Origin of the sequence: Bacteroides sp. ET225 (assembly GCF_024733745.1) — a bacterium.
GTDB classification, from domain to species: Bacteria; Bacteroidota; Bacteroidia; order Bacteroidales; family Bacteroidaceae; genus Phocaeicola; species Phocaeicola excrementipullorum.
Genome location: NZ_JANRHN010000003.1, coordinates 187,941 through 203,426, shown reverse-complemented (window position 1 = coordinate 203,426; position 15,486 = coordinate 187,941). Strand labels below are relative to the sequence as shown.

At 50.5% G+C, this 15,486-nt stretch carries 14 protein-coding genes; 10 read left to right on the top strand and 4 right to left on the bottom strand.

Annotated features, from left to right (window positions below; genetic code table 11):
• The first annotated feature begins 206 nt into the window (after window positions 1-206).
• From NW212_RS02635 to NW212_RS02615, 5 genes are all read left to right on the top strand, one after another.
• Entirely contained in the window at window positions 207-572 is a 366-nt protein-coding gene (locus tag NW212_RS02635) for a BlaI/MecI/CopY family transcriptional regulator (protein ID WP_258337090.1), read from the top strand.
• A gap of 12 nt (window positions 573-584) precedes the next feature.
• Window positions 585-1,883: a M56 family metallopeptidase gene (locus NW212_RS02630; protein ID WP_258337089.1), complete on the top strand. Its 1,299-nt coding sequence runs from the start codon at window positions 585-587 to the stop codon at window positions 1,881-1,883.
• A gap of 241 nt (window positions 1,884-2,124) precedes the next feature.
• On the top strand, window positions 2,125-4,374 hold the full coding sequence (locus NW212_RS02625; protein WP_258337088.1) for an aconitate hydratase: 2,250 nt from the start codon (window positions 2,125-2,127) through the stop codon (window positions 4,372-4,374).
• Between the two features lie 90 nt (window positions 4,375-4,464).
• Window positions 4,465-5,733 (top strand): NADP-dependent isocitrate dehydrogenase, encoded by a 1,269-nt coding sequence (icd, locus tag NW212_RS02620; protein WP_258337087.1) that lies wholly within the window; start codon window positions 4,465-4,467, stop codon window positions 5,731-5,733.
• 65 nt (window positions 5,734-5,798) lie between these two features.
• Complete coding sequence (locus NW212_RS02615) at window positions 5,799-7,139, top strand: citrate/2-methylcitrate synthase (protein WP_258337086.1); 1,341 nt, start codon at window positions 5,799-5,801, stop codon at window positions 7,137-7,139.
• A gap of 6 nt (window positions 7,140-7,145) precedes the next feature.
• On the opposite strand, the gene NW212_RS02610 is transcribed toward NW212_RS02615, so the two are convergent.
• The gene (locus tag NW212_RS02610; RefSeq protein WP_258337085.1) at window positions 7,146-9,005 is read right to left on the bottom strand and encodes a YgiQ family radical SAM protein; all 1,860 of its coding nucleotides are present in this window, start codon (window positions 9,003-9,005) and stop codon (window positions 7,146-7,148) included.
• 6 nt (window positions 9,006-9,011) lie between these two features.
• Window positions 9,012-9,344, bottom strand: coding sequence for a hypothetical protein (locus NW212_RS02605; RefSeq protein WP_258337084.1), 333 nt, complete (start codon window positions 9,342-9,344; stop codon window positions 9,012-9,014).
• Between the two features lie 182 nt (window positions 9,345-9,526).
• On the opposite strand from NW212_RS02605, the gene NW212_RS02600 reads away from it, so the two are divergent.
• From NW212_RS02600 to NW212_RS02580, 5 genes are all read left to right on the top strand, one after another.
• Window positions 9,527-10,243: a hemerythrin domain-containing protein gene (locus tag NW212_RS02600; RefSeq protein ID WP_258337083.1), complete on the top strand. Its 717-nt coding sequence runs from the start codon at window positions 9,527-9,529 to the stop codon at window positions 10,241-10,243.
• On the top strand, window positions 10,240-10,848 hold the full coding sequence (locus NW212_RS02595) for a response regulator transcription factor (protein ID WP_258337082.1): 609 nt from the start codon (window positions 10,240-10,242) through the stop codon (window positions 10,846-10,848). The genes NW212_RS02600 and NW212_RS02595 overlap by 4 nt, the downstream gene beginning before the upstream one ends.
• A 719-nt stretch (window positions 10,849-11,567) precedes the next feature.
• Window positions 11,568-12,308: a (Fe-S)-binding protein gene (locus NW212_RS02590; RefSeq protein ID WP_258337081.1), complete on the top strand. Its 741-nt coding sequence runs from the start codon at window positions 11,568-11,570 to the stop codon at window positions 12,306-12,308.
• Window positions 12,305-13,672: a lactate utilization protein B gene (locus NW212_RS02585; protein ID WP_258337080.1), complete on the top strand. Its 1,368-nt coding sequence runs from the start codon at window positions 12,305-12,307 to the stop codon at window positions 13,670-13,672. The genes NW212_RS02590 and NW212_RS02585 overlap by 4 nt, the downstream gene beginning before the upstream one ends.
• Before the next feature lie 7 nt (window positions 13,673-13,679).
• Window positions 13,680-14,294 carry an LUD domain-containing protein gene (locus NW212_RS02580; RefSeq protein ID WP_258337079.1) on the top strand — a complete coding sequence of 205 codons (615 nt, stop codon included), beginning with the start codon at window positions 13,680-13,682 and terminating at the stop codon, window positions 14,292-14,294.
• Between the two features lie 100 nt (window positions 14,295-14,394).
• On the opposite strand, the gene NW212_RS02575 is transcribed toward NW212_RS02580, so the two are convergent.
• Both NW212_RS02575 and pflA read right to left on the bottom strand, forming a co-directional pair.
• Entirely contained in the window at window positions 14,395-14,610 is a 216-nt protein-coding gene (locus tag NW212_RS02575; protein ID WP_258337078.1) for a hypothetical protein, read from the bottom strand.
• An 80-nt stretch (window positions 14,611-14,690) separates the two neighbouring features.
• Window positions 14,691-15,419: a pyruvate formate-lyase-activating protein gene (gene pflA / locus NW212_RS02570; RefSeq protein ID WP_258337077.1), complete on the bottom strand. Its 729-nt coding sequence runs from the start codon at window positions 15,417-15,419 to the stop codon at window positions 14,691-14,693.
• Window positions 15,420-15,486: the final 67 nt, after the last annotated feature.

Here is a 15,486-nt window from a genome sequence, read left to right as displayed (position 1 = left end):
CTCACTGCAATGATACGATCTCTTCACTGGAGTGATGCAATCGTATCACTCCAGTGAAGAGGTTGAAGTGACGGCCTGTTTTCCGTCTTTTTCCGGGGAAGGACCTCTCCGTCAGCCTGCTTTTAATTTATATTAACCTGCTTGCGCTTGGATTATTACGAAATTTTCGTAGATTTGCGAAGTGTTCGTAATAAACTCGTATGCAGATGGAAAAGTTGACATTGCAGGAAGAGCAGGCGATGCTGTATATATGGAATCTCGGCGCCTGCTTTGTGAAGGAGATCGTGGAGCAGTATCCGGAGCCGCGCCCTCCTTATACCACGGTAGCTTCGGTTGTCCAGAATCTGAAGCGCAAAGGATACCTGGAGGCGCAGCGTTTCGGCAATACTTACCGCTATACGCCTCTGGTTCAGCAAAGTGAATATAAAGAGCGTTCTGTCGGCAATTTTGTGCGCAATTATTTTGCCGATTCTTATAAGGAGATGGTTTCTTTCTTTGCGAAGGAGAACAAGATTTCTGCTTCGGACCTGAAGGAAATCATCGATTTGATAGAAAAAGGAAAACAGGAATAACATCAGAATCTTATGGCATCCGAATTGGTCTATTTGCTGGAAGTGAATGCCGGGCTCGTGCTTTTTTATGTGTTTTACCGGCTTTTTTGCGTGAGCGACACGTTCTTCGTCTGGAAACGCTTCGTTCTGCTTTCGTTTGTGGCGGCTTCGTTTCTTTTGCCTTTGGCGGATGTGAAATGGCCTGCTCCGGGCATCGTTTCATCTCCCGTTGCAGATTATATGTCCGCATTCGTCTTGCCCGAAGCGGTGGCAGAGGCTTCTGCTCCGTCGGATTCTGCACCTTTTCCGCCGGTTGTTTCCGCGCTTGTGCTGCTTTATGTGGCAGGCCTGTGCCTGCTGGCTCTCCGCATGATCGTCCGTTTGGGAAGTGTATGCCGTCTGTTGTGCCTTTCTTCTCCCGGGTCTTTGCATGGCGTGAATGTGAGGTTCCTTTCCGAACCCTCCGGTCCTTTCTCGTTTTTCGGCTGGATTTTTGTCTGCCGGAGGGATGTGGAGGCTTCGGATGAAGAGGAGGTTCTTGCCCACGAACGGGCGCATGTGCGTCAGTGGCATTCGTTGGATGTGCTGCTGATGGAGGCGGTCACCGCGGTATGCTGGTGGAATCCGTTTGCCTGGCTGCTGAGGCGGGAAGTGTGCGAAAACCTTGAATACCTGGCCGACCGCAGTGTGCTTGAATCGGGATTCCCGGTCCGCAAGTATCAGTATCATCTGGTGGAACTGGCTTCCCGTCCTTCCGGAACCGGAATTACCAATCATTTCAACTTATCATACCTTAAAAAACGTATCATTATGATGAACAAGAAGAAAACCAGCCGTGCAGGGTATTTCAAGTATGCTCTGCTCGCGTTTCCGGCATTCGCTCTACTCATGCTGGGAAACATGTCGTGTACATCGGAAAAGAAGCAAGCCGATGAAAGTGTGACGGAACAGACGGCGCCTGCTTCCGAGCCGGTGCAGGCTCCTGCCGATACGCCGGCTCCTGCTGAAACGGAAGAGGAAGTCTATACTGTGGTAGAACAGATGCCGGAATTCCCCGGGGGAGTCCAGAAACTGCTTGATTTCATAAGCCAGAATATTCAGTATCCGCAGACGGCTATGAAGCAGAACGTTCAGGGGCGTGCCATCGTGCAGTTTGTGATTGAGAAAGATGGCTCGTTGAGCAATTTCAATGTGCTTCGCAGCGTCCATCCGGACCTTGATGCCGAGGCGGTGCGTGTGGTCAAGTCAATGCCCAAGTGGAAGCCCGGCATGCAGAAGGGTGAGCCGGTGCGCTGCAAGTATACCTTGCCGGTGATGTTCAAGCTTCAGTGATTGGTTTGGAGCGGTCTGTTTCGGGGCGTGGCGGTGTGGGTCGCCATGCCCCGATTCTGTTTCGTTTCTTCTGTTTGCAGATGTTTCAAAAAGAAATAGATCGGTCGTTATTTCTGTTATATTTATTCGTTTTATCTTAAAAATAAGATCGGATTGATGTTTTTATGCCGTAAGGTATGGATGTTTGATTCTGTTTTGCTATATTTGCGATATTGGTAAAAACGATAAAAGGATAATCCGTATGGTTTACGACATTGAAATGATCAGAAACTTCTACGCGTCGTATAGGGCGAAAGTGGAAAATGCCAGAAAGAAATTGGATCGGCCTATGACTTTGGCCGAAAAGATCTTGTATGCACATTTGTATGATGAAAAGGCGATGACTGCATTCCGCCGGGGAGAAGATTATGTGAATTTTCGTCCCGACCGGGTGGCGATGCAGGATGCTACGGCGCAGATGGCCTTGCTGCAGTTCATGAATGCAGGAAAGGAGAAGGTGGCTGTGCCCTCTACCGTGCATTGCGATCATCTGATTCAGGCATATAAGGGAGTGAAGGAGGATTTGCCTGCCGCATGCGATGCGAACAGAGAGGTTTACGACTTTCTGAAAAGCGTGGCATCGAAATATGGCATCGGGTTCTGGAAGCCGGGTGCCGGAATCATCCATCAGGTGGTGCTGGAGAATTACGCTTTTCCCGGTGGCATGATGGTGGGAACGGACTCGCACACGCCAAATGCCGGAGGGCTGGGCATGATTGCCGTCGGTGTGGGCGGCGCGGATGCCGTAGACGTGATGGCTGGCATGGAGTGGGAGCTGAAGATGCCGAAGCTTATCGGAGTGAAGCTTGTTGGAAGCCTGAGCGGATGGGCTGCTCCGAAGGATGTGATATTGAAGCTGGCGGGACTGCTTACGGTGAAGGGTGCTACGAATGCCGTTATCGAATATTTCGGAGAAGGGACAGAATCTCTTTCCTGCACCGGAAAGGCAACCATCTGCAATATGGGGGCGGAAGTGGGAGCCACAACGTCGGTCTTTCCGTACGATGAAGAGATGGGCCGCTACCTTTCGGCTACGGGACGTGAGGAGATTGCCTCGCTTGCCGGAAGCTGCGCCGAGGATTTGCGTGCGGATGATGAAGTGCTGGCCGATCCTGCATCTTATTATGACCGTATCATTGAAATCAATCTTTCGGAACTGGAGCCTTATATCAACGGACCTTTCACGCCGGATGCGGCTTGTCCCATTTCGGAGTTTGCCGGCAAGGTGAAGGCAAACGGCTATCCGCAGCGTATGGAAGTCGGGCTGATAGGCTCGTGCACCAATTCTTCTTACCAGGATTTGAGTCGTGCCGCTTCGCTGGCCCGGCAGGTAAAGGAGAAAAAGCTGAAAATGGCTTCTCCGCTTATAGTCAATCCGGGTTCGGAACAGGTGTATTGCACGGCCTCACGCGACGGCATGATCGCTGACTTTGAAGCTGTCGGCGGAATCATAATGACCAACGCATGCGGTCCCTGCATCGGGCAGTGGAAGAGGGTGACTGATGACAATGCGCGTCCGAACTCGATTGTGACTTCCTTTAACCGGAATTTTGCGAAACGTGCCGACGGAAATCCGAATACGCATGCTTTTGTCGCTTCGCCCGAACTGGCTACAGCCCTTGCCATTGCCGGCGATCTCTGTTTCAATCCGCTGACAGACACATTGGTCAACGAAGCGGGCGAGGCCGTAAGGCTGGACGCTCCTGTGGGAGAAACATTGCCTGCAAAGGGCTTTACGGTGGACGACAACGGCTATGTGGCTCCGGCTTCGGACGGAAGCCGCGTAGAGGTAACGATCAGTCCGCTTTCCCAGCGTTTGCAGAAGCTGGAGCCTTTTGCGCCTTGGGATGGAAATGATTTCCTTGAGATGCCGCTGCTTGTCAAGACGAAAGGGAAATGTACGACAGACCATATCTCGATGGCAGGGCCTTGGCTGCGCTTCCGCGGGCATCTGGAAAACATTTCTGACAATATGCTGATGGGGGCGGTAAATGCTTTCAACGGAAAGACGAATGCTGTATGGAACAGCCTGAACGGTAACTACGAAGCGGTTTCGGCCGTGGCAAAGCAATACAAGGCGGAAGGAATCGCGTCTATTGTGGTGGCCGAGGAAAATTATGGCGAAGGGTCCAGCCGTGAACATGCCGCCATGGAACCGCGCTTCTTGAATGTGAGGGTGATTCTTGCAAAGAGTTTTGCGCGTATTCATGAAACGAACCTGAAGAAGCAGGGAATGCTGGCTTTGACATTCGCGGACAAGGACGATTATGATAAAGTGCGCGAGCATGACAAGATTTCGGTATTGGGGCTGAGAGATTTCGCTCCGGGAAAGCCGTTGAGCATCGTTCTTTTGCATGAAGACGGAACGACGGAAACCTTTAGGGCTGCACATACTTACAACAGGCAGCAAATCGAGTGGTTTAAGGCCGGTTCGGCGCTGAATACAAAATGAGTCCGGCTGGACTACCGGGTGCCGTCTGAACGGCGGAAAAGCGGTAAAGGCTTTTATTATTTACATTATTTACATTAGAATCTGAAGGATATGAGTAAAGTATATATGCAGGACGGGAAGCTGGTTGTTCCCGACAGGGTGACGGTTCCCTTTATAGAAGGCGACGGAGTTGGGGCAGAGATAACTCCGGTTTGTCAGAAGATAGTGAATGCGGCCGTAGAGTTGGCTTATCTCGGAAAGCGTTCCATCGAATGGATGGAGGTGCTGGCCGGAGGAAAGGCTTTCGAACGGACGGGCGAATGGCTGCCTCAAGCCACGCTGGATGCCTTTAACGAGTATCTGGTGGGCATTAAGGGACCTTTGACTACTCCCGTAGGCGGAGGAATCCGTTCGTTGAACGTGGCTTTGAGGCAGACGCTTGACCTGTATGTTTGCCTGCGTCCGGTGCGCTGGTTCAAGGGAGTTGTATCTCCTGTGAAAGAACCTCACAAGGTGAACATGCACATCTTCCGCGAAAATACGGAAGACATCTATGCCGGCATCGAGTGGGAACAGGGCACTCCGGAGGCGAAGAAGTTCTATGCGTTTCTCCGCGATGAAATGGGAGTGACCAAGGTGCGCTTTCCTGAAACGTCTTCGTTTGGGGTGAAGCCTGTGTCGAAAGAAGGCACGCAGCGTCTGGTGAGGGCAGCCATCCGGTATGCTGTCCGGCATCATCTTCCAAGCGTGACGCTGGTGCATAAGGGGAATATCATGAAATTTACCGAAGGAGGATTCAAGCGCTGGGGATACGAAGTGGCGGAAACGGAATTTTCCGGACAGACGTTTACTATGAACCGGTATGATGTGCTGAAGAAGGAGCTGGGAGAAGAGTCGGCGAGGGCTGCTATGGCCGATGCGGTAAACAATGGCAAGATCATCATAAAGGATTGCATTGCCGACGCTTTCTTGCAGAATACGCTGCTTATGCCCGAAGACTATTCCGTGATTGCGACGCTGAATTTGAACGGGGACTATGTTTCCGACCAGTTGGCTGCCATGGTGGGCGGCATCGGCATTGCTCCGGGAGCCAACATCAACTATCAGACAGGACATGCCATTTTTGAAGCGACACACGGGACGGCGCCGAATATCGCCGGAAAGAATGTGGTAAATCCGTGTTCGCTGCTTCTTTCGTCGGTGATGATGCTGGAGCATTTGGGCTGGAACGAAGCCGCTTCGCTGATAACGGCTGCTCTGGAGAAAGCTTTTTCGCAGGGAGAGGCTACCCCCGATCTTGCACGTTTCATGCCCGGCGGAAAGTCTTTGCCTACCGATCTGTTCGGAGAGCGGATTGTGGAGCTGCTTGGGGTTTTGTAAATGTTTGCGCTGAAGTGGGAAGAACCGGCCGCAGACAAATTTTTAACTAAGAGTATTTATGAATTATGAAGAAGGAGTACATTGTATATAAATTGTCGGAATGTGCCAAACAGGCCTGCCGCATTGATAATGAGTTGTTCACCAGGTATAACGTGAAACGGGGACTCCGCAATGAGGACGGCACGGGTGTGCTGGTGGGGCTGACCAAGATCGGCAACGTGGTCGGCTATGAACGCACAGACGAGGGGCTGAAAGCCATTCCCGGAAAGCTGTTTTACAGAGGGTATGATCTGGATGACATCGTGCATGCCCTGCTGAAGGAGAAACGTTTCGGGTTTGAGGAAGTGGCTTATTTGCTTTTGTCGGGCGAACTGCCCGACAATGAGCAGCTGGCTGCATTTAAGGAGCTGATCAATGACAACATGCCGCTTGACAAGAAGACCACGATGAATATCATTGATCTGGAAGGGCAGAACATCATGAATATCCTTGCGCGCAGTGTGCTGGAAATGTATACGTTCGACCCGAATCCCGATGACATCTCCCGTGACAACCTGATGCGCCAGTCGATCGAACTGATTTCCAAGTTCCCGACGATCATCGCGTATGCTTATAGCATCTACCGTCACAGCATCCACGGACGGTCCCTGCATATCCGCCATCCGCATGAGAATCTTTCGATTGCGGAGAACTTCCTTTATATGATAAAGAAGGAATACACGCCGCTTGAGGCGCGTATGCTTGATCTGCTGCTGGTGTTGCAGGCGGAACACGGAGGCGGAAACAACTCTACTTTTACCGTGCGTGTCACCAGCTCTACGCGTACCGATACGTATTCGAGCATTGCCGCGGGCATCGGCTCATTGAAAGGGCCGCTTCATGGAGGAGCCAATATCCAGGTGGTTAAGATGTTCCACCATTTGAAGGAAGTCATATCCGACTGGACGAATGTGGATGAGATTGACACCTATCTTTTGCGGATGCTTAATAAAGAGGCATACGACGGAAGCGGACTGATTTATGGTATCGGACATGCTGTATATACGATTTCAGATCCGCGCGCCGTGCTGCTGAAAGAACTTGCAAGCGAGCTGGTTGCAGAAAAGGGGCGTGAAAAGGAATTCGCTTTTCTGGAACTGCTTGAACAGCGTGCCATCGAGTGCTTCAAGAAGGTGAAAGGGACGAAGAAGCGTGTCTGCTCGAACGTGGACTTCTATTCGGGATTCATTTACGAGATGATCGGCCTGCCGATGGAGATCTATACGCCTCTCTTCGCAATGGCCCGTATTGTGGGATGGACTGCACACCGCATCGAGGAGCTGAACTTTGAAGGGCGGCGAATCATTCGTCCTGCATACAAGAATGTGCTGGACGAGGTGGGATATACCCCCATCAGCGAACGCTGACAGGGGTTATCTCCCGTAAAGTTTCGGAATCAGGTCGCTCCGGCCTATTCTCTTCAGTTCATTGACAATGGCGCGGCGCTCTTCGGGCTTGTACCAAAAGAAGAACATGCGTTGCGCCAGTTTTTCTTTCTGTGTCTTGGCCGAATATACAGGTTCCAGGGTGTAGGGATGAAATCCTGTGTACCATGCTTCGGTGGCTACTGTCATCGGTGTAGGAGTGAAGTCCTGCACTTGCTCCAGATGGAAGTCAAGCCGTTTGGTGATTACGGCAAGCTCTGCCATGTCTTCTTCTGTGCATCCCGGATGGCTGCTTATGAAGTAGGGAATGAGCTGCTGGCGCAGGTTCTCTTCCCGGTTCAGCTTGTCGAATATCCGTTTGAACTCGTAAAACAGTTCGAAGCTCGGCTTGCGCATCAGATAAAGCACCTTGTCGCTCGTATGCTCCGGAGCCACCTTGAGCCTTCCGCTTACGTGGCGCACGATCAGTTCGCGTGTGTATTCCGCCGCACTTTTGTTGGCGTTCGCGTCTTTGCTTTTGTGCAGGAGCAGGTCATACCGCACCCCGCTTCCGATGAAGCTTTTCTTGATTCCCGGCATTGCGTCCACGGCATGATAGATGTCGAGCAGAGGACGGTGGTCGGCATTCAGGTTCGGGCAGACTTTCGGATGGATGCAGGACGGCCTCCTGCATTTCCGGCACAGCGTTTCGTCTTTTCCTCCCATTCTGTACATATTGGCCGAAGGCCCTCCCAGATCGCTCAGATATCCTTTGAAGTCGGGCATTTCCGTAATCGCTTTCACTTCTTTCAGGATGCTTTCCTTGCTTCGGCTCACGATGAACTTTCCTTGATGGGCCGAGATCGTACAGAAAGCGCATCCTCCGAAGCATCCCCGATGGATATTCACCGAGAATTTGATCATGTCGTAGGCTGGGATTCGCTTGTTCTTATATTTGGGATGAGGCAGTCGGGTATAGGGGAGATCGAACGAGCGGTCGAGTTCTCCCTGCGTCATCGGGGGATAAGGAGGGTTGACCACAACCGTCCGTCCGTCCACCTGTTGCAGAATGCGCGCTGCCGCATACCGGTTTGACTCTTCTTCGATGTGGCGGAAGTTCTGCGCCTGCTTCTTCTTGTCTTTGAGGCATTCTTCGTGCGAAAAGAGAATCAGGTCGCCTTCTCCGTTCGGATTGGGGGGCAGCTGGTCTTTATCCGGCTTGCCTGCCAGATAAGCGGTTTGCAGGATGTCGTGCGGAATGTCGTTTGCCGACGCTTCCTGCGTATCGCCCACCTTCTCCGAAAAATGCCGGCACAAGTCGGCTATGGGCTTTTCTCCCATTCCGTAAATCAGCAGGTCGGCCTTTGATTCGGTCAGTATGGACGGGCGCACGCGGTCGGCCCAATAGTCATAGTGGGTGAGCCTCCGCAGAGAGGCCTCTATTCCCCCCAGGATAACCGGTGTGTCCGGGTAAAGCTCTTTCAGGATGTTCGCATACACGATGCTCGGATATTCGGGGCGCATGTCGTGTCGTCCGTCCGGCGTGTAGGCGTCTTCACTGCGCAGGCGTTTGTTGGCCGTATATTTGTTGACCATGCTGTCCATGCATCCTGCGGATATTCCGAAAAACAGACGCGGGCGTCCGAGTTTCTTGAAATCCCTCAGGTCGTCCCTCCAGTTGGGCTGCGGCACGATGGCCACTTTGAGCCCCATCGCTTCCAGTGTCCGTCCGATTACGGCAGCTCCGAATGAAGGATGGTCCACATACGCGTCGCCGCTGAACAGGATGACATCCAGCTTGTCCCATCCCCTCAGCTCCGCTTCCTTTTTGGTTGTAGGCAGCCAGTCAGTCAGTTGATGTTCTTTCAAGGCTTCTTATGAGTTAGATTCTTCAGCTTTCTCTTCCTTTTCTTCTTTTTCTTTCTCCCATTTGATGTAGAGCAAGATCAGCTGATGCAGCCCGTATGCTTTCATGTTGTTGTGGTAGATGACATCAATGCAGAGGTCAAGCAAGTCCTTGCTGTTTTCTTCCATCGAGGCAATGAGCGAGCGGACATTCAGTTTGAGCTTGTCAAGCACCGATTCGTCGATGATTCCGTTGCTGTCGATCAGCTGCCGGAAGAGCGCATATTTTTCGATTGTTTCCAGATGTTTTTCTGAAATCTCCATGCTCCGTGTGCCCGAAGCGTTTGTCTGTATTGTGTACATAAAAAGATGTTATTATTGGTTTATATGGGCAAAGTTAGAATTTTTTCGGAAAACCCTTTTCTGTTTTTGTGTTTTCTTATGGTTTTATTGTTTCGCGATGCTTTATCTTTGTCCGGCTTTAAATACCGACAAATGGTGATTGTAAACCTTGTATGAATTGTCTTATTTTGCATTGAAAAATTATGAAACCTATATTTATGTGTACAAACGGAGCCAGAACTTATAAGCCTGCTGACAAGATGAGTGACTTGATTTGCGACAATTATGCGCTTCTTCAGGTTTTGAGCCGTTTTGGTGTGGCGCTGGGTTTCGGTGACAAGTCGGTGAAGGAAGTCTGCGAGATGAACCAAGTGGATTGCGATACATTTCTGATCGTTGTCAATTTCTTGTGCGAAGACGGCAACCGCATCCAGGATCATCTGAAGGGGCTTTCTATTCCGGCGCTGATGGATTACCTCAAGAGGGCGCACCATTATTTCCTGGATTTCCAGCTTCCCACCATCCGCCGCAAGCTCATCGAAGCGATCGACTGCTCGCAGGAAAATGAAGTGGCTTGTCTGATCATCAAGTTTTTTGACGCATATGTCCATGAAGTGCGCAAGCATATGGAATATGAAAACGAGAAAGTGTTTGTGTATGTCGGCAGGCTGCTGGAGGGGGAAAAAACAGAGGGATATAATATCGGAGTGTTCGCCCGCAACCATGACCAGATTAATGCGAAACTGACAGAACTGAAAAACATCATCATCAAGTATTATCCGGGAGGAGCCGACAACCAGCTTCTGAATGCCACGCTGTTCGACATTTTCAGTTGCGAGGAAGACTTGGACTCGCACAACCGGGTGGAAGACTATCTGTTTGTGCCTGCCATAATGGAACTGGAAAAGGAGGCAAGATGAAATCACAGGATGTAATACATGTAGCGGTGGCCGAATCTTCAGCAATTGTGCGCGGAGGGCTGGCTTCTATTTTGAGGCGGCTGGTTGACGTGAAGGTGCAGCCCATAGAAATATCTTCGAAAGAAGGGCTTCTGCATTGCATGGAAGCCCATCAGCTGGATATACTGATTGTGAATCCGCAGTTTGAAGGGTGGTTCGACCTGGACGGATTCAGGCAGCGGTATCCGCATGCTGACATCAAATTCATTTCGCTGATTTATACCGTTGTCGATTCCAATCAGTTGAAAGGATATGACGAAGCGGTCAACCTGTTTGACGATGTGGATTCTTTGACGCACAAGATTTCTGTTCTGATGAATGTGTCGGGTGAAGACGAAGGCGATGCGAGCACGCTGAGCCAGAGGGAAAAAGAAATAGTAGGGTGTGTAGTTCGCGGCATGACGAATAAGGAGATAGCCGAGAAGCTGTTCATTTCGGTGCATACGGTGATTACGCATCGGCGGAACATTACGAGAAAGCTGCAGATTCATTCGGCTGCCGGCCTGACCATCTATGCCATTGTGAACAAGCTGGTGGAGCTGAGCGAGGTCAAGATGAACTTGTAGCCGATTATTTGGAATGTTTCTAAAATACCAACAAATAGGTATTGCCGGAAACGCGCAGATTGCCTACCTTTGCAGTGTTAGTCATATGATATTACGTAAACCACAAAAGTAAAAAGAGTTAGTTATTAGTTGAGTCCGCCCTGCGAAGTGATTCGCGGGGCGGACGCGCGTTTGTAAGGGCACTTCTGCGTTTCTGCTGCCAGGGCTGACGCATTAAGAAGAATATTGATTATTAAGTACTTATTATTCAGCATATACTGATTTTATAGGTAAAAAACAACCTTTTTATCAGGCTTTAGTATATCTCTAAATATCAGATACTCTGAATATCAATGACTTTAGTAATGCGTCAGCCCTGTTTCTGCTGCGGCGGAAGGCACAAGTCTGTCCGGCATGTTTTACGGTCCGGCTCTTGGACCGTACGGTTTCATGCATGTGGACTGTATGGTTCACCTGCTGGACTATAGAATCTTTCCGTCCCTTGGGCAGGTTGCATCGCGGTCCGGAAGAGAAGGTGTGCGGAAGAAATGCGGAGGATGCCTTTCAGCCCGAAAAGCGGGCGCGTTCTGGTAAATATCCGGTGCCGCTGTTTCGGTTTTTTTAAGCAATCATTTTTCATTTTCAATAATTCGGTGTAAATTTGTTCGCAAATAATAACGAAACGGATCAGCAGTTGAAGGCTTTGGCCTTTGGGATTCGTAATAACTAATGATATGTGTATGAAAGTAGGGTTGTTTGTTCCGTGTTACATCAATGCTGTATATCCGCAGGTGGGGGTGGCCTCCTTCAAGCTTCTGAAAAGTCTGGGAGTAGACGTGGACTATCCCATCGACCAGACCTGCTGCGGGCAGCCGATGGCCAATGCCGGCTTTGAAAATGAAGCGCATGACCTGGCGAAGCGTTTCGACAGACTTTTTGAGAACTACGATTATGTGGTGGGTCCGTCTGCGAGTTGTGTTGTGTTTGTCCGCGACCATTACGGGAATTTGCTGGCAAAAGAAAGCCATCGCTGCGCCACTGAAGAGAAAATATATGACATTTGCGAATTCATTCACGATGTGGTCAAGCCCGCATCCCTGCAAGCCTCTTTCCCGCATAAAGTGAGCATCCAGAACAGCTGCCACGGCGTGCGGCTGATGCATCTTTCTTCGCCCAGCGAATTGAACGTCCCTTATTATAACAAGCTCCGCGACCTGCTTTCTTTGGTAAAGGGAATCGAGGTGGTCGAACCCGAACGTCCGGACGAATGTTGCGGATTCGGCGGAATGTTTGCCGTTGAAGAGTATGCCGTGTCCGGCCAGATGGGACGCGACAAGGTGCAGCGCCACATGGATACGGGAGCTGAATACATTGTCGGCGCCGACAGTTCCTGCCTGATGCATCAGAACGGAATTATCAGCCGGAACAATCTTCCTATAAAGACTATCCATATCGTTGAAATATTAGCTTCAGGCCTATGAGTACGAAACATTCTAAAAATGCCGGAAAGTTCCTGCAGAACGGGGAACTGGCAAAATGGCACGACCAGACGTTGTGGATGATGCGCGTGAAGCGTGACAATATGAGCCGCCAGCTTCCTGAATGGGAACATTTGCGCGACATGGCGTGCGCAATCAAGATGTACAGCAACAGCCATCTCGATCTGCTGCTTCAGGAGTTTGAGAAAAACGCGCAGGCTAACGGTGCGCATGTCTATTGGGCGAAAGACGCCGATGAATATTGCTCGATTGTCTATAACATACTGCATGCCCACAATGTGAAGCATTTCATCAAAAGCAAGTCGATGCTTGCCGAAGAATGCGGACTGAACGAGTTTCTTGAAGAAAAGGGAGTGGAGGTGGTTGAAAGCGACTTGGGTGAGCGCATCCTGCAGCTCATGCACAAGAAGCCGAGCCACATCGTTGTGCCGGCCATCCATATCAAGAAGGAAGAAATCGGCGAGCTGTTCGTAAAAGAAATGGGGACGGAGCCGGGCAACAACGACCAGACTTATCTGACTCATGCCGCGCGCAAGAATCTCCGTCATAAATTCATTGAGGCGGAAGCTGCGATGACCGGAGCCAATTTCGCCGTGGCTTCTACCGGCGAGTGCGTTGTCTGCACGAACGAAGGGAATGCCGACATGGGCACTTCGCAGCCCAAACTTCAGATTACGGCTTTCGGGCTGGAGAAAATCGTGCCCGACCGCGAGTCGCTGGGCGTGTTCACCCGCTTGCTTGCCCGTTCGGGCACAGGGCAGCCGATCACTACATATACTTCGCATTACCGCAAGCCTCGTCAGGGAGGAGAACTGCATATCATCATCGTCGATAACGGGCGCAGCAGGATTCTTGCTGACAAGGAGCATGTAAAGACGCTGAACTGCCTGCGTTGCGGTGCCTGCATGAATACATGTCCGGTATACCGCCGTAGCGGAGGCTACTCGTACACTTATTTTATTCCGGGCCCTATCGGCATTAATCTGGGTATGCTGAAGGCTCCCTTGCATTATTTTGACAATGTTTCGGCTTGTTCGCTGTGCTATTCATGCCAGAATGTATGTCCTGCCAAGGTGGATCTGGCAGATCAGATTTACCGCTGGAGGCAGAAGCTCGACGGGCTGAGCGTTGCCAGCTCGTCGAAGAAGTTCATGTCGGGCGGCATGAAGACGCTGATGGAGCATCCCCGTCTGTTTAATTTCGCTTTGCACAATGCCCATACGGTAAATGCCTTTCCCCGGTGGATGATATATAACGGGCTGAACGACTGGGGAAAGGAGCATGATATGCCGAAGTTTGCAAAGGAAAGCTTCAATGAAATGTGGAAAAAGAACAAAGTAAAATGAACTGATTATGAGCAGCAGAGAAGATATATTGCAGAATATCCGGCGGAACACCCAGGTGCGGTATGAAAAGCCGGACCTTTCTGAACTCGAAAAGGAGGCAATCGTCTATCCGGACAAGGTAAAGCAGTTTTGTGAAATCATGCAGCAGATGGGCGGACGCGCCGTTGTCGTAGAAAAGGGGGATGACATCAATGAACTTATCCGCAGGCAGTATCCTGACGCCAAACGCATCGCGTCGAATCTGAAGGCTGTATCTTGCCTTGGAAAGGAACAGAAGCTAGCCTGCGCCACCTTTCATCCGGATGATGTGGAAAAGCCGGGCGATCTGGACGGAACCGATCTCGCCATCGTGGACGGTAGGATAGGGGTTTGCGAAAACGGGGCTGTGTGGATACAGCAGGACGTGGAGCAGCGTGCCATCTACTTCATTGCCGAGTCTTTGGTGCTTGTACTCGACCGCAGGAACCTTGTCAACAACATGCACGAGGCTTACAAACGCATTGATACCGGAGATTACGGTTACGGCGTATTCATTTCCGGACCTTCCAAGACAGCCGATATCGAACAGGCTCTGGTTATGGGAGCCCACGGCGCCCGCGATGTAACTGTGCTGCTTGTCTGATATTTCAGACAATGATTGGATATAAAAATATTCCGTTCTGTTTTCACCACGCGTGATGAGTTCAGAACGGAATTTTTATGTAAGAGAGTCTTGCTTGATTTTATTTTGTCGGGGCTATTGCATAATGTTTGGACGGAGCGGATGTATTGTTGATTGTGATGTTGTCCGTGCTGTCTGTTGAGATGAAATGAATTCCTGCCCACCACAAAATATTCACCACGATAATGCTCATGATCACCGTAAATGCGGCAATCCGAGTCTGCTGCTGCCGGGCAGAGAGTTTGTTGGATATTTTTTCTGTTTTGGCCTTCTCCATATTCGTTTTGTTTTTATCGTTTCTGTTTATTAAATGCAGTCCGTTGCCGAATACTGCACTGGTCGAAAGAAAAAATCAAATTAATTTACGAAGACGGTCTTGAAATAGCGTCCAAAAAGCTGTCTGGCCTCTTCCAGCTGCTGCGGCGTGTTCGGCTTTACGTCATTCAGTTTGTATTCCATCTGCATGGCTTCGTATTTGTGCACTCCCAGGGTATGATAGGGAAGAATTTCAACCCGTTCAATCATCCTGTAGTTTCTGAAATGAGCGCCGAGGGCTTCGATGTCCTCTTTGAATCCGCTGTATCCCTGCACGAGAACATAGCGCAGCCAGAACGGTTTGTTGTTCTCTTCCAGCCACGCGGCTGTTTTCAGTGTTTGCGCATTGCTTCTTGAGGTCAGGATTTTATGGCGTCCGTCGTTGAACTCCTTTACGTCCAGAAGAACGAGGTCGGCCAATGTGAACAGTTCTTTCACGTCATCGTTCCAGATTCCTCCGTTTGAATCGATGCATATATGGATGCCGGCTTCTTTCAGCATGCGGCAGAGCGGAATGAGCGACTTTGCCTGGAAAGTGGGTTCGCCTCCGCTGAAGGTGACGCCTCCCTTTTTGCCGAAAAACGGCTTCTGGCTGACTGCCATCCGGAGAATTTCTTCGGGCGTGGTTTCCTTGCTTTCGCCTTTGGCGTCGATGGTATCCGGGTTGGCGCAATAAAGGCAACGGAAGTTGCATCCCTGCAGAAATACGACCAGGCGGATTCCCGGACCGTCGTATGTGCCTAATGATTCGTATGAATGTACTCTGATCATTGTTGTGCTGTTGTTGGCAAAAGATGAAGGTGTGCCTTTGGAGGCGGCACACCTTCCTGTCTGTATC

Bases quoted from the DNA above. Each gene is read 5' to 3' on its own strand.
- NW212_RS02635 (WP_258337090.1), top strand. From the start codon at position 207: ATGGAAAAGTTGACATTGCAGGAAGAGCAGGCGATGCTGTATATATGG.
- NW212_RS02630 (WP_258337089.1), top strand. From the start codon at position 585: ATGGCATCCGAATTGGTCTATTTGCTGGAAGTGAATGCCGGGCTCGTG.
- NW212_RS02625 (WP_258337088.1), top strand. From the start codon at position 2,125: ATGGTTTACGACATTGAAATGATCAGAAACTTCTACGCGTCGTATAGG.
- icd (WP_258337087.1), top strand. From the start codon at position 4,465: ATGAGTAAAGTATATATGCAGGACGGGAAGCTGGTTGTTCCCGACAGG.
- NW212_RS02615 (WP_258337086.1), top strand. From the start codon at position 5,799: ATGAAGAAGGAGTACATTGTATATAAATTGTCGGAATGTGCCAAACAG.
- NW212_RS02605 (WP_258337084.1), bottom strand. From the start codon at position 9,344: ATGTACACAATACAGACAAACGCTTCGGGCACACGGAGCATGGAGATT.
- NW212_RS02600 (WP_258337083.1), top strand. From the start codon at position 9,527: ATGAAACCTATATTTATGTGTACAAACGGAGCCAGAACTTATAAGCCT.
- NW212_RS02595 (WP_258337082.1), top strand. From the start codon at position 10,240: ATGAAATCACAGGATGTAATACATGTAGCGGTGGCCGAATCTTCAGCA.
- NW212_RS02590 (WP_258337081.1), top strand. From the start codon at position 11,568: ATGAAAGTAGGGTTGTTTGTTCCGTGTTACATCAATGCTGTATATCCG.
- NW212_RS02585 (WP_258337080.1), top strand. From the start codon at position 12,305: ATGAGTACGAAACATTCTAAAAATGCCGGAAAGTTCCTGCAGAACGGG.
- NW212_RS02580 (WP_258337079.1), top strand. From the start codon at position 13,680: ATGAGCAGCAGAGAAGATATATTGCAGAATATCCGGCGGAACACCCAG.
- NW212_RS02575 (WP_258337078.1), bottom strand. From the start codon at position 14,610: ATGGAGAAGGCCAAAACAGAAAAAATATCCAACAAACTCTCTGCCCGG.
- pflA (WP_258337077.1), bottom strand. From the start codon at position 15,419: ATGATCAGAGTACATTCATACGAATCATTAGGCACATACGACGGTCCG.